This window comes from Microbacterium sp. B19(2022) (genome assembly GCF_012030385.1).
Classification (GTDB): domain Bacteria; phylum Actinomycetota; class Actinomycetes; order Actinomycetales; family Microbacteriaceae; genus Microbacterium; species Microbacterium oxydans_B.
In genome coordinates, this window is the sequence record NZ_JAAUVO010000029.1 from 1 (window position 1) to 13,363 (window position 13,363).

The window sequence follows — 13,363 nt, forward strand, 5'->3', positions numbered from 1 at the left end:
CACCCATACAGCCCGCCCATAGGATTCGACCGCGAACGAAGTACGGTCGAAGTACCATCTCCAGATCGAGGTCCCGCATGTCCGGTTCGGCGACAGCACGCCGCCGCGGACGTGGCGCACAGCCCGAAGGCCCGCGCGCCACCTTCCGCCAGCTCCTCCCCTTCCTGTTCGAACACAAGCGCACCCTGATCGTGGTCGCCGTGCTCAGCGTCGTCGGCGCCGCCACGTCTCTCGTGCAGCCTCTGCTCGTCGGCCAGGTCATCGAGGCGGTGCAGTCCGACACCGGCATCGGGATCCTCGTCTGGCTGCTGGTCGGCTTCGTGATCGTGTCGTCCGTCATCTCCGGGTTCCAGCACTACCTGCTCCAGCGCACCGGCACCGCGGTCGTGCACTCGAGCCGCCGCAAGCTGATCGCCCGCATCCTGCACCTGCCGACCTCGGAGTTCGATGCCCGCCGTACCGGGGACCTCGTCTCACGCGTCGGCACCGACACGACCCTCCTCTACGCCGTGCTCACGCAGGGCCTCGCGGATGCCGTCGGCAGCGCCGTGCTGTTCCTCGGCGCGCTGATCGCGATGCTCGTGATCGACCCGATCCTGCTGCTGCTCATCGTCGTCGTGATCGGCATCTCCGTCACGGTCGTCGTGCTGCTCAGCGGCCGCATCCGCACTGCCTCGACCGCCCAGCAGGAGAAGGTCGGCGAGCTCGCCTCCGGCGTGGAGCGTGCGGTCGGCTCGATCCGCACCATCCGCGCCTCGGGCGCCACCGAGCGCGAGACGGCCGCGGTGTCGGAGCTCGCCACCGACGCGTACGGCATCGGTGTGCGCATCGCCAAGATCTCGTCGATGGTCGTGCCCGTCTCCGGCATCGCGCTGCAGTTGTCGCTGCTGGTGGTCCTCGGCGTCGGCGGGTTCCGGGTGGCCGCCGGCGCGATCACCATCGCGTCGCTGATCTCGTTCATCATGTTCCTGTTCCTCCTGGTGATGCCGCTCGCCACGACCTTCGGCGCGATCACTTCGGTGAACCAGGCACTCGGCGCACTCGGTCGCATCCAGGAGGTGCTCGACCTGCCGACGGAGTCGCAGGACGACGAAGCCATCGCCGCCGCCCTCCCTCACGAGGATGCAGCCCCCGGCGCTCCGGCCATCGAGTTCCGCGATGTGCGCTTCCACTACCCCGCGAACGTGGTGGCAGCGCGTCAGGCCGCGGCGAAGGCAGCGCGGACCCTTCTCGCTGATGCGCATCTGGAATCGGTCGAAGATGCGGCACCGGCCGCGCAGGACCACGAAGTGCTCCGCGGAGTTTCGTTCGCCGTGCCTCACGGCGCCAGGGTCGCCCTCGTCGGCCCCAGCGGTGCGGGCAAGAGCACGATCCTGTCGTTGATCGAGCGGTTCTATGACCCGACCGGCGGGTCCATCCGCCTACACGGCCACGACGCGCGCACCTACCCGCGCGACGACCTGCGCGCCAACTTCGGCTACGTCGAGCAGGATGCGCCCACCCTCGCCGGCACGCTTGCCGAGAACCTGCGTCTCGCCTCGCCCGATGCGACCGATGCCGACTGCGAACGCGTGCTGCGCGCCGTGAACCTCGGCGACGTGCTCGAGCGCAACCCGCTGGGCATCGAGGCCCCCGTCGGCGAAGACGGCGTGATGCTGTCCGGCGGCGAGCGTCAGCGCCTCGCGATCGCCCGCGCCCTGCTCACCGACGCCCCGGTCCTCCTGCTCGACGAATCGACGTCATCGCTCGACGGCGTGAACGAGCAGCGGATGCGCGAAGCGATCGACGCGGTGTCGACCGACCGCACGCTCATCGTGATCGCGCACCGCCTGTCGACCGTGGTCGACAGCGACCTGATCGTGGTGCTGCAGGACGGCGTCGTGGTCGGCCAGGGCACGCACGAGGAACTCGTCGAGACGACGCCGCTGTACCGCGACCTCGCCCGGCACCAGCTGCTCACCTGATTCACGTCCGTTCCCGGACAACACGAAGGCGGGACGTCGGAGACCACTCAGCCATGGGTTCGTCTCTGATGTCCCGCCTTCGCGGGTATGAGGGTGCCGGCTCCCCCGAACCGGCACCGGTCTGGGGGCTAGGCCTTGGCGAGGCGGTAGCGCAGCGACGCCAGCTCGGCGCGCAGCGCCGCCGGAACCTTGTCGCCGAAGGTGTCGTAGAACTCCTCGGTCAGGTCGGCCTCGGTCTGCCACGCCGCGGCGTCGACGGCGAACAGCTCGTCGAGGTCGGCGGCGGGGATGTCGAGCCCGTCGAGGTTGAGGTCTTCCACACGCGGCAGGCGTCCGATGGGGCTGTCGACCGCGGGAACGTCGCCCGCGATGCGGCGGATGATCCAGTCGACGACACGGGAGTTGTCGCCGAAGCCGGGCCACAGGAACCGGCCGTCGTCACCGCGACGGAACCAGTTCACCTGGAAGATGCGCGGTGCGCGGTCGAAGCGCAGGCCTCGACCGACCTTCAGCCAGTGGCCGAAGTAATCGGCCATGTTGTATCCGCAGAAGGGCAGCATCGCGAACGGGTCGCGGCGCAGCTCTCCGACCGTGCCCTCGGCCGCAGCCGTGCGCTCCGACGAGATGTTCGAGCCGAGGAAGACACCGTGCGTCCAGTCGGTGGCCTCGACCACGAGCGGGACGTTGCTGGCGCGGCGTCCGCCGAAGAGGATGACGTCGAGCGGCACGGCCTCTTCCCAGTCGTCGGAGATCTGCGGGCACTGCGCCGCCGACACCGTGAAGCGGGAGTTGGGGTGCGCCGCCGGTCGATCGGAGTCGGGCGTCCACTCGTTGCCCTCCCAGTCGATCAGGTTCGCGGGCGCCTCGTCGGTCAGGCCCTCCCACCACACGTCGCCGTCGGGACGGAGCGCGACGTTGGTGAAGATCGTGTTGCCCCACAGCGTCTCGACCGCCGTGACGTTCGTCGACTCGCCGGTGCCCGGCGCGACGCCGAAGAAGCCGGCCTCGGGGTTGATCGCCCACAGGCGACCATCTTCGCCCGGACGGATCCAGGCGATGTCGTCGCCGAGGGTCTCGACCTTCCACCCCGGGATCGTGGGGCGGAGCATGGCGAGGTTCGTCTTGCCGCACGCCGAGGGGAAAGCGGCCGCGACGTGGTACGCCTTGCCCTGCGGGTCGATCACGCGAATCAGCAGCATGTGCTCGGCGAGCCAGCCCTCGTCGCGGGCGATCACCGAGGCGATACGCAGCGCGAAGCACTTCTTGGCGAGGATCGCGTTGCCGCCGTAGCCCGAACCGTACGAGTAGACCTCGAGCGACTCGGGGAAGTGCACGATGTACTTGTCGTCGTTGCAGGGCCACTCGACGTCGTGCTCACCCGGGGCGAGCGGTGCGCCGACGGTGTGCACGGTCTTGACCCACGGCGCTCCCTCGGCGATCTGACGCGTGACGGCATCGCCGACGCGGGTCATGATGCCGATCGACGCGACCGCGTAGGCGCTGTCGGTGATCTGCACGCCGATATGCGAGAGCGGGCCGCCGACACGTCCCATCGAGAACGGCACGACGTACATCGTGCGGCCGCGCATCGAGCCCTCGAAGATCTCGTCCATCTTGGTGTGCATCTCGGCGGGGTCCGCCCAGTTGTTCGTGGGGCCGGCATCCTCTTCGCGCTCGGAGGCGATGAACGTGCGCCCCTCGGTGCGGGCGACATCGCTGGGGTGCGAACGGGCGAGGTAGGAGCCGGGACGCCACTCGGGGTTGAGCTTGATGAGCTTGCCCTCGTCGACGAGCCCGTGCAGCAGCCAGTCGTTCTCGGCGCGCGAGCCGTCGACCCAGTGCACGGAGTCGGGCTGGGTGAGAGAGCGGATCTCCTCGACCCACGCGGCCAGCTCGGCCATGGCGGGGGTGTCATACGTCGGAGCCGCGCCGAACGTACGCGTCGGTGCGACGGGAGACGTGCGGGGGGTGAAGACTTCGGCGAAGGCCATGACGTGTGCTCCTTTGAACTGTGGGGCGTTGCACCTATCTTCTTCCGGTTCCGCCCGGACTTTCGGACGAATCGAGCGATAAGAAAAGCGATTCTTTCGCTACACTCAAGGAATGGCGTCCTCCGGCATCCACCTCACGACTCTCGGTCATCGCATCCGTCACCACCGGCTGGAGAAAGGATTCACGCTCGACGAGCTCGGCGCGCTCGTCGGCGTCGCCGGGTCGCAGCTGAGCCTGATCGAGAACGGCAAGCGCGAACCCAAGCTGTCGCTGCTGCAGGCGATCGCGCACGCCACGAGCACCGAGGTGACCGACCTCATCTCGGGCGAGCCGCCGAACCGTCGCGCCGCCCTCGAGATCGAACTCGAACGCGCCCAGGAGAGCCCCGTCTTCCGGCAGCTCGGCGTCGCGCCCGTGCGCGTGACCAAGGGCATGAGCGATGAGACGATCGAGTCGGTGCTCGGACTGCACCGCGAACTGCAGCGCCGCGAGCGCGAAGCCATCGCCACCCCGGAGGAGGCACGGCGTGCGAACACCGAGATGCGGCTGCGCATGCGCGCGCAGAACAACTACCTCCCCGAGATCGAGAAGCTCGCCGAGAAGCATCTGAAGGCCGCGGGGCACGTGCAGGGCGCTCTCACCCACCGCACGGTGAGCATCATGGCCGAGAAGCTCGGCTTCGAGCTGATCTACGTCAACGACCTGCCACATTCCACGCGATCGGTCACCGACCTCGAGAACGGGCGGATCTACCTGCCGCCGGCGTCGATCCCCGGCGGTCACGGTCTGCGCTCGATGGCCCTGCAGGCCATGGCGCACCGCTACCTCGGCCACACGCCTCCGACCGACTACGCCGACTTCCTGCAGCAGCGGCTGGAGATCAACTACTTCGCCGCGTGCTGCCTGATGCCGGAGACGGCCGCCGTCGCGTTCCTGCAGCAGGCCAAGAAGGATCGCAACCTCGCGGTCGAAGACTTCCGCGACGCGTTCGGCGTGACGCACGAGGGCGCCGGCATGCGCATGACGAACCTGCTCACCCAGCACCTCGGGATGTCGCTGCACTTCCTCCGCGTGGATGCCACGGGCGCGATCACCCGCGTCTACGAGAACGACGACCTGCCGCTGCCCATGGACGTGACCGGCGCGGTGGAGGGACAGCGGGTATGCCGCAAGTTCCAGGCGCGCGCCGCGTTCACTCAGCAGAACCGCACCACGGAGCACCACCAGTACACCGACACACCGTCGGGAACGTTCTGGTGCTCGACACAGACCGGGGCATCGACCGATGGAGAGTTCTCCATCACGGTCGGGGTGCCGTTCGACGACGCGCGGTGGTGGCGCGGACGCGAGACCAGCGACCGCGCCGTGTCGACCTGCCCCGATGAGTCCTGCTGCCGGCGGCCCTCGGCCGAACTCACCGAGCGCTGGAACGGCAGGGCCTGGCCGAGCGCGCGCGTGCACACGCACATGTTCTCCCCGCTCCCCCGCGGCGCGTTCCCCGGCGTGGATGACAACGAGGTCTACAACTTCCTCGGTCGTCACGCGAGTGAATGATTAAGATATATTCAATTCACTCATTCATTTTCCCGAGGGAGACCTGTGACCGAGCCGACCCCCGCAGACGCACCTGACACGGAGACCTTCACCTCACGCCGCCACCGCATCACCGCGGGCGGCCGCTCGCTCGACTACAGCGCCGGAGCGGGCACCGTGATCGTCCGCGACGACGAGCATCGCCCGCTCGCGAGCGTGTTCTACACCTCGTACATCGCCGACCGCGAGGAGGGCGCCCCGGTGCGCCCCGTGACGTTCCTGTTCAACGGCGGCCCCGGTTCGGCGAGCCTCTGGCTCAACATCGGCGGCTTCGGACCGAAGCGCACGCCCACGAACACTCCCCTCGCGACGCCGCCCGCCCCCTACGCGAGCGGCGACAACCCGCACACGCTGCTCACCGCCTCTGACCTCGTGTTCATCGACGCGCCCGGCACCGGATACTCGCGTCTCCTCGGTGATGCGACCCCGGCCGAGCTGTGGGGCGTCGACCAGGACGTGGCCGCGTTCGCGAAGGCGATCACGCGCTGGCTCACGATCACGAACAACTGGAACGCGCCACGCTTCCTGTTCGGCGAGTCGTACGGCACCACACGTGCCGCGTCGCTCGTACACCGGCTGCAGAACCAGGGCCTCGACTTCAACGGTGTCGTGCTCCTGTCGACCGTGCTCAACTGGGGCGAGAGCAACCTCGGCGGACCCCGCGAGTACATCAATCTGCTCCCCTCGTACGCGGCGACCGCCTGGTACCACGGCAAAGTCCGCACCGCGCACACCGCGCTCGAGCCGCTCCTCGTCGATGCACGCGAGTTCGCCCAGGGTCCGTTCGCCGAAGCGCTGCTGCGTGGCGATCTGCTGCCCACCGATCTCGAGGACGCCGTCGCCGAACGCATGAGCGCCCTCGTCGGGCTCGACGCCGACTACCTGAAGAAGCACCACTTCCGCATCGGGATGGAGCAGTACCGCTACGCCCTGCTCGCCGACGAAGGGCGCGTGATCGGCCGCTTCGACACCCGCTTCACCGCCGAGCACCAGTACGTCGTCGGCAACGGCTCGCACGACCCGGCCACCGACGACGCCGCCACCGCCGGGGTCAACAGCGCACACCTCTCGACGTACCGCGCCCACCTCGCGGACGACATCGGCTTCACCAGCGAGCTGCATTACCGCCACCTGCACAACATGCCCATCTCCCGCGCATGGGATTGGACGCACAAGGCACCGGGCGTGGATGCCCCGCAGCTGGTGCCCGACGTCTCGATCGACCTGTCGGCCGCCGTGCGCCGCAACCCGAACCTGAAGGTGTTCGTGATGGGCGGGTACTACGACCTGGCCACTCCGTTCTTCGGACCCGAGGTCGACGTGGCGCACCTGTACCTGGCGCCGAGCCTGCGCGAGAACATCCGGTTCACGTTCTACGAGTCGGGTCACATGACCTTCGTGGACGAACGGGCGGTGGAGCGCATGAAGAGCGATCTCGACGACTTCTATCGCGACGCCACGACGCACGGATGATCGCGCTCGAGGCCGCGGGCCGGATCGGCGACCTGGCCTACACCGCCCGCCTCGAAGAGCTCCCGCTGCGGCGTTCGGACGGCTCGTCGCAAGGGACGATCTCGGCGTTCACCTACATCGTCGACGGCACGGATCGCCCGGTGCTGTTCCTGACCAACGGCGGTCCGGGAGTGTCGACGCTCTATCTGCACCTGAGCGGGATCGGGCCGATGCGCGCCCACGTCCCCGTCGACCTCGCCGACGCCGGGCACCCTCCCTACGGCGTGGAGGAGAGCCCGTCGACGATCCTCGACGTCGCCGACCTGGTGTTCCTCGACGCACCCGGCACCGGATTCGGCGACTTCGCTGACGATGCCGATGCGTCGGACTTCCGTTCCGTGGAGGGAGACGCCGACGCCATCGCCGCCGCCATCTCGGACTGGGTCGACCGGCACGGGCGCTGGAACTCCCGGAAGTTCTTCCTCGGAGAGAGCTACGGCACCCTGCGTGCGGCATTCCTCGCGACCTCATCGCACAGCATGGACACCGCGCCGCTGGACGGCATCGTGCTGCTGGGGCAGGCCGTCAACATCCAGGAGACGCTGGATCGTCCGGGCAACGTGGTCGGAGCGCTCGCGAACCTGCCGTTCAAGGCGGCGACGGCCTGGCATCACGGCGTCGGCTCCCGCGAACACGAGACGGTCGAGGATGCGATCACCGCGGCATTGGACTTCGCTCGCGGCGACCTCGCCCTCGCGATGCTGCAGGGCGACCAGCTGCCGGTCGACGAGCGCGCCGCCGTCTCGGAGCGCCTCTCGCGGATGATCGGGCTCCCCGCGGGCGAGCTCGCCGACGATCGGCTCTGGGTCAGCAAGCAGGACTTCCGCTCGCGTCTGCTCCCCGGACGCGTGCTCGGGGTGACCGACAGCCGGTACTCCGCACCGGCGGCCGACCGCCGCTCCGGTGAGCTCGAGTACGACGCCTCCGATGTGGCGCTCTCCCCGCGGTACGTGGCGGGGCTGCAGCAGTTGCTGCGACACGTCTTCGGCACCGCCCCCACGCAGCCGTATCGCGTGGTCGACCCGGAGGCGGGCCGGGACTGGGACTGGGACGAGCAGGGCGGCGCGGAGTTCGTCGCCTACGGACGGCCCTCCCCGTTCCGCACGTACCCGTACCCGGCACGGTTGTCACGCTGGATGAAGCAGACTCCGCGCGGACGGCTGTTCATCGGCACCGGCGTGTACGACTCGCTGACGACCGTCGGCGCGGCCGACCACCTGCTGCGGCAGTGGGGGTTGCCGCGCGAGCGCACCGAGACCCACTGGTACCGCGCCGGCCACATGATGTACAGCGACCCCGAGGTCGCGGTGCGCCTGAACGCCGACCTCCGCGCCTTCCTCACCCGCTGAGGAGCCCGACGAGGCTGCGGATCAGGCGGTGAGCGTCTCCAGCGCGAAAGCCGCGAGCGCCGCGGCCTGATCGGCGAGGACCGCATCGTCGAACACGACCGTCGGAGAGTGGTTCGGAGACGCCGTCTCGAGATCGACCTCCGCCGGCGTCGCCCGCAGGAACAGGAACGCCCCCGGAACCTGTTCGAGCACGAAGGAGAAGTCCTCCGATCCCATCACGGGGTGCGCGGTCTCCCACACGCGTTCGTCGCCGAACTGGCCCTGCAGCGTGGCTCGCACCCGCTCCACCGCGCGGGCATCGTTCACGGTGGGCGCGCACAGCACGGTCACATCGACCTGGGCCGTGCAACCGTGGGCGGCCGCGATCTCGCGGACGAGTGCGGGGATCTCCGTCTGCACGCGCGCACTCGACTCGTGCGACAGCACCCGCACCGAGGCGACGAGCGTGGCGGTGTCGGAGATGATGTTCCGGGCCGGTCCCCCGGCATGCAGCTGCGTGACGCTGAGGACGACCGGATCGAACACGTCGAAGCGGCGGGTGACGAAAGTCTGCAGGGCGGTGACGAGTTCGGCGGCGACGGGCACGGGGTCTCGGGTCAGATGCGGCGCCGAGGCGTGTCCCCCGGCTCCCGTGACGGTGATCTCGACCTCGATCGCGCCGGCCATGAGCGCGCCGGGACGGGTCGAAAACACGCCGTACTCGCCGGGCACGACATGGATGCCGAAGGCGGCGACCGGCCGGGAGCCCGTGGTCTCGAGGAGCCCCTCGGCCAGCATCCGCTTCGCGCCGTCGCCGAGCTCCTCGCCCGGCTGGAACATCAGCAGGACATCGCCGTGGAGCTCCTCACGGCGCCCCGCCAGCAGGTGGGCGGCTCCGACGAGACCGGCGACGTGCAGGTCGTGCCCGCAGGCGTGCATCCGCTCCCCGGATGCCGCGTAGTCGAGCCCGGTGTCCTCGACGAGGGGAAGCGCATCCATGTCGGCACGCAGCAGCACGGTCGGTCCGGGATGCGCGCCGCGCACGACCGCGGCGATCGAGCTCAGGCCCTCACCGAGGACCACCTCGAGTCCGAGGGGCTCCAGCGCGTCGAGCACCCGCCGCTGCGTGCGCGGCAGCTCGAGACCCAGCTCGGGGTCGGCGTGGATGGCGCGGCGCAGGGCCACGAGCTCGGGCAGCAGGACCTGAGCGTCGTCGAGCAGGGTCATTCAGGATCCGATCGAGTGGAGGAGGCTGTCGGTGCCGGCGTTCTGGATGCGCGGGATGGCCGCCACGAGCGCCTGCGTGTAGGGATGCTGCGGGTTCGTGACGATCGCGTCGGCATCGCCGTGCTCGACGATCTCTCCGCTGCGCATCACAGCCGTGGTGTCGGCGATGTAGCGCACCGCGGCGAGGTTGTGGGTGATGAACAGCACCGAGAGCTCGAGCTCGCGCTGCAGGTCGCGCATCAGGTTGAGCACCGCACCCTGCACCGAGGCGTCGAGGGCGGACGTGATCTCATCCGCGATGATCAGGCGCGGCTTCACCGCGAGGCAGCGGGCGATCGCGACGCGCTGCCGCATGCCGCCGGACAGGCTCGACGGATGCAACTCCGACACACCGGGCTTCAGCCGCACGAGTTCGAGCAGCTCCTTGACGCCGGCCGCACGAGCCTTGGCGTTGCCGGAGCCGTGGGTGGCCAGCGCCTCGTCCAGGGTCTCGCCCACCGACATGCGCGGGTTCAGCGACGAGTACGGGTCCTGGAAGATCATCTGCACGTCTCGGGCGTGGGCCCTGCGATCACGGCGTCCGACCGCGAGGTCCTTGCCGTCGAGCAGGATCCGGCCCGACGTCGGCTTCTGAAGCCCCGCGACCGTGCGCGCCACCGTGGACTTGCCCGATCCGGATTCGCCCACCAGCCCCACCGTCGTGCCGTGCGGCACCGTGAGCGACACGTCGTCGACCGCATTCACGGCATGGGGGCCGCGACCGAATGTGACCACGAGGTTCTCGATGACGAGATCGGCCATCATGCACCCGCCTTCGCGAATTCGTCTTCGTGCACACCGACGTCCTGCGGGTGCCAGCACGCCACGCGGCCGGAGCCGTGGGCGACGAGCTGAGGGGTCTCGGTGCGGCAGAGCTCGGTGGCGAACGCGCAGCGCGGCGCGAAGGCGCAGCCGACCACCGGCTGTGCGAGGTCCGGCGGCTCGCCGGGGATCGTCGCGAGCGGCGCCGTGCGGTCGGTGTCGAGATCCGGCAGCGACTCCGCCAGCGCGCGGGTGTAGGGGTGCGCCAGCCGTTCGGGTTCCGCGAGGTGGCGGACGTCGACGTCTTCGACGATGCGGCCGCCGTACATGACCAGGATGCGCTGGCAGAGCTCGGCCAGCACCGCGATGTCGTGCGAGACGACGATCGCCGCCGCCCCGGTCTCCTCGCACTCGCGGCGGAGCAGGGCGAGCACCCGCTGCTGCACCGTGACGTCGAGCGCCGTGGTGGGCTCGTCGGCGATGATCAGCCGCGGCTTCCCGATCTGCGACATCGCGATGAGCGCACGCTGCCGCATGCCACCGGAGAACTCGTGCGGGAACTGCTTGGCCCGGCGCGCCGGATCGGTGATCGACACGGCCGCCAGCGCGTCGACGGCCGCGGCATCCGCTTCCCGCCGCGTCGCCTTCTGGTGCACGCGCGGCACCTCGGCGAGCTGCGTACCCACGCGGAGTGCCGGGTTCAGCGCGGTGAGCGAGTCCTGGAACACGACACCGACCCTCGTGCCGAGCTTCTTCGCCGCGCGCTCGCTCGACAGCCCGGACAGCTCCTCGCCCGCGAAGGTGAGGCGCTGCGCGCTGACGGCGGCGCCGGCCGGAGCCAGCTGCGCGATCGCCATCATCGTGACGCTCTTGCCGCTGCCGGACTCGCCGACCACGCCGACGATCTCGCCGGGGGCGATGCGGAACGAGACGTCCTGCACGGGGCGTACCCAGCCGTGCTCGCCGGGGAACGAGACGCTGAGGCCGACGACGTCGAGCAGCGGTTCGACATCGTCCGCCCGCTCGTCGACCGCTTCGGTCGAGGCGACGCGGGCAGGGTCGCCGAGCTCGCGGGCGCTGAGCGTACGGGTGCGCCCACGGCCGCGCATGTGCGAAGCCAGGGCCTCGCCGAACATGCCGAACATGATGCCGGCGAGCACGACCATCACGCCGGGACCGACGATCGCGGACGGCTGACTGTACACCTGTTCGAAGCCCTCGCTGAGCAGGCGGCCCCAGTCGTACTCGGGCGGCTGCACGCCGACGCCGAGGAAGCTGAGGCTGGACAGGGCGAGGAGTCCGCCGCCGATCGAGATCGTGACGTTCACGATCACCGGCTCGGCGATGTTGGGAAGGATATAACGGGTGAACTGACGCGTCTTCGACACCCCGAGCAGGCGGGCCGCGGCCAGGTACTCCGAACCGCCGACGCGCGAGGAGAGCGTCTGTGCGAGGCGGGCGAACGAGGGGGTCATGGTCAGCGCGAGCGCGATCACGGCCGTCGTGGAGCCGGTGCCGAGCAGGATCACGGTGAGCATCGCGACCAGCAGCACCGGGAAGGCGAGCCAGGTGTTGATGACCGAGCCGAACAGGCGCTGCACGCGCGGACCGGCGACGACCGGCAGCGCGCCGAGGATCAGCCCGGCCACCGCGCCGATCGCGGTCGCGGTCAGCGCCATCACGAGCGACAGCCGCGTGGCCACGAGCGTGCGCAGCAGCAGGTCCCGCCCGAGTGCGTCGGTGCCGAGAGGGTGCTCGGCACTCGGCGGCTGGAGGAGGTCAGCGGGCGACGGGGTCTCGGCCTGCGTACCCCACAGCATCGGGGCGAACACGGCGAGGAGGGCGAAGATCGCGATGAAGGTCAGCGAGATCAGCGCCATCGGTGACTGCAGCAGCCAGGAGCGCCGCCGGTGCGAGGAGGTCATGCGGTCTCCAGAATGGTCGTACGACGGTCGAGGATGGCGAGCACCACATCCACCAGCAGGTTCACGACGAGGATGATCGCCGCGTAGACGATCGCGAGCCCCTGCACGATGCCGTAGTCCTTGGTGATGATCGCCTGCACGAAGGCACTGCCCATGCCCGGCCAGTTGAAGACCCGCTCGACCAGGACGCTGCCGGCGATCATCGTCGCGAGCAGGGCGCCGCCGAGGGTCAGGGTGGCGGTGAGCATGTTCGGCAGGGCGTGCCGGAAGTACACCATCGCGGCCGGGAGCCGCTTGGAGCGCGCGGTGCGGATGTAGTCGTCGCTGAGCACATTGAGCGCCTCGACGCGGGCGATGCGGGACAGCGACGCCGACGCGCCGAGTGCGAGCGCGAGGACGGGCAGGATGTACGACTGCGGGCCGCTGATGCCGGCGACCGGGAGGAGCGGGATCGTGATGGCGAACAGCGTCAGCAGCGCGACACCGATCAGGTACTCCGGCACGGCGGCGAAGAAGCCCGTCACCGAGGTGAAGGCGACCTCGACGGGGCGACGGCGGTTGCCGGCGGTGAGGATCGCGATGGCGAGCCCCAGGGGGATCGCGATGAGCAGGATCACGATGAACGCGATGCCCGCGAGCTGCACGGTGGCGGGGAGCCGGTATTCCACCAGCTCGTTCACCGATCGTCCGGTGATCAGGGAGACGCCGAGATCACCGCGGAACACGATGCCCGTCAGATAGTTCCAGAACTGCACGATGAGCGGATCATCGAGCCCGAGCTGCGCCCGGCGCTCCGCCACCACGGATGCCGGTGCGGTCGGTCCGAGAGCCGCACGGACCGGGTCTCCCCCGGCGGCGCGGAGGACGACGAATGCCGCCGTCACGATCACGAACATCGCGATGAGCATCCGGCCGATGCGCCGGAGGAGGAAGGGGATCCAGCGGCCGCCGCCGTGGCGACCACCCCGAGGGGTGGCCACCACGACGGTCTTCGGCCGCGTCACGATCTGCGACGTCATCC

At 69.6% G+C, this 13,363-nt stretch carries 9 protein-coding genes; 4 read left to right on the forward strand and 5 right to left on the reverse strand.

The features are described from left to right. Positions 1 to 77 precede the first annotated feature (77 nt). Positions 78 to 1,964, forward strand: coding sequence for an ABC transporter ATP-binding protein (locus tag HCX50_RS18605; RefSeq protein ID WP_167635335.1), 1,887 nt, complete (start codon positions 78 to 80; stop codon positions 1,962 to 1,964). A 128-nt stretch (positions 1,965 to 2,092) separates the two neighbouring features. Here the strand turns inward: HCX50_RS18605 and HCX50_RS18610 are convergent, their stop codons facing one another. After that, positions 2,093 to 3,955 carry a phosphoenolpyruvate carboxykinase (GTP) gene (locus HCX50_RS18610; protein ID WP_205829399.1) on the reverse strand — a complete coding sequence of 621 codons (1,863 nt, stop codon included), beginning with the start codon at positions 3,953 to 3,955 and terminating at the stop codon, positions 2,093 to 2,095. Between the two features lie 112 nt (positions 3,956 to 4,067). On the opposite strand from HCX50_RS18610, the gene HCX50_RS18615 reads away from it, so the two are divergent. The 3 genes from HCX50_RS18615 to HCX50_RS18625 are packed head-to-tail and all read left to right on the forward strand — an operon-like array spanning position 4,068 to position 8,410. Then, positions 4,068 to 5,510: an XRE family transcriptional regulator gene (locus tag HCX50_RS18615; protein ID WP_029263022.1), complete on the forward strand. Its 1,443-nt coding sequence runs from the start codon at positions 4,068 to 4,070 to the stop codon at positions 5,508 to 5,510. Positions 5,511 to 5,555: 45 nt separating this feature from the next. Beyond that, complete coding sequence (locus tag HCX50_RS18620; protein WP_167635336.1) at positions 5,556 to 7,022, forward strand: S10 family serine carboxypeptidase-like protein; 1,467 nt, start codon at positions 5,556 to 5,558, stop codon at positions 7,020 to 7,022. Beyond that, positions 7,019 to 8,410, forward strand: a complete 1,392-nt coding sequence (locus HCX50_RS18625; protein WP_167635337.1) for a S10 family serine carboxypeptidase-like protein — start codon at positions 7,019 to 7,021, stop codon at positions 8,408 to 8,410. The genes HCX50_RS18620 and HCX50_RS18625 overlap by 4 nt, the downstream gene beginning before the upstream one ends. A 21-nt stretch (positions 8,411 to 8,431) precedes the next feature. Here the strand turns inward: HCX50_RS18625 and HCX50_RS18630 are convergent, their stop codons facing one another. The 4 genes from HCX50_RS18630 to HCX50_RS18645 are packed head-to-tail and all read right to left on the reverse strand — an operon-like array spanning position 8,432 to position 13,361. After that, positions 8,432 to 9,616 (reverse strand): M20 metallopeptidase family protein, encoded by a 1,185-nt coding sequence (locus tag HCX50_RS18630; protein ID WP_167635338.1) that lies wholly within the window; start codon positions 9,614 to 9,616, stop codon positions 8,432 to 8,434. Continuing rightward, positions 9,617 to 10,420, reverse strand: coding sequence for an ABC transporter ATP-binding protein (locus tag HCX50_RS18635; protein WP_197021063.1), 804 nt, complete (start codon positions 10,418 to 10,420; stop codon positions 9,617 to 9,619). Beyond that, the gene (locus tag HCX50_RS18640) at positions 10,417 to 12,342 is read right to left on the reverse strand and encodes a dipeptide/oligopeptide/nickel ABC transporter permease/ATP-binding protein (RefSeq protein WP_091034410.1); all 1,926 of its coding nucleotides are present in this window, start codon (positions 12,340 to 12,342) and stop codon (positions 10,417 to 10,419) included. Before HCX50_RS18640 ends, HCX50_RS18635 begins: the two co-directional genes overlap by 4 nt. Further along, positions 12,339 to 13,361, reverse strand: a complete 1,023-nt coding sequence (locus HCX50_RS18645; protein WP_091034413.1) for an ABC transporter permease — start codon at positions 13,359 to 13,361, stop codon at positions 12,339 to 12,341. The genes HCX50_RS18640 and HCX50_RS18645 overlap by 4 nt, the downstream gene beginning before the upstream one ends. Positions 13,362 to 13,363: the final 2 nt, after the last annotated feature.

Coding starts and splice junctions, on each gene's coding strand:
- HCX50_RS18625 (WP_167635337.1), top strand. CDS start 7,019: ATGATCGCGCTCGAGGCCGCGGGCCGGATCGGCGACCTGGCCTACACC.
- HCX50_RS18630 (WP_167635338.1), bottom strand. CDS start 9,616: ATGACCCTGCTCGACGACGCTCAGGTCCTGCTGCCCGAGCTCGTGGCC.
- HCX50_RS18610 (WP_205829399.1), bottom strand. CDS start 3,955: ATGGCCTTCGCCGAAGTCTTCACCCCCCGCACGTCTCCCGTCGCACCG.
- HCX50_RS18640 (WP_091034410.1), bottom strand. CDS start 12,342: ATGACCTCCTCGCACCGGCGGCGCTCCTGGCTGCTGCAGTCACCGATG.
- HCX50_RS18605 (WP_167635335.1), top strand. CDS start 78: ATGTCCGGTTCGGCGACAGCACGCCGCCGCGGACGTGGCGCACAGCCC.
- HCX50_RS18615 (WP_029263022.1), top strand. CDS start 4,068: ATGGCGTCCTCCGGCATCCACCTCACGACTCTCGGTCATCGCATCCGT.
- HCX50_RS18635 (WP_197021063.1), bottom strand. CDS start 10,420: ATGATGGCCGATCTCGTCATCGAGAACCTCGTGGTCACATTCGGTCGC.
- HCX50_RS18645 (WP_091034413.1), bottom strand. CDS start 13,361: ATGACGTCGCAGATCGTGACGCGGCCGAAGACCGTCGTGGTGGCCACC.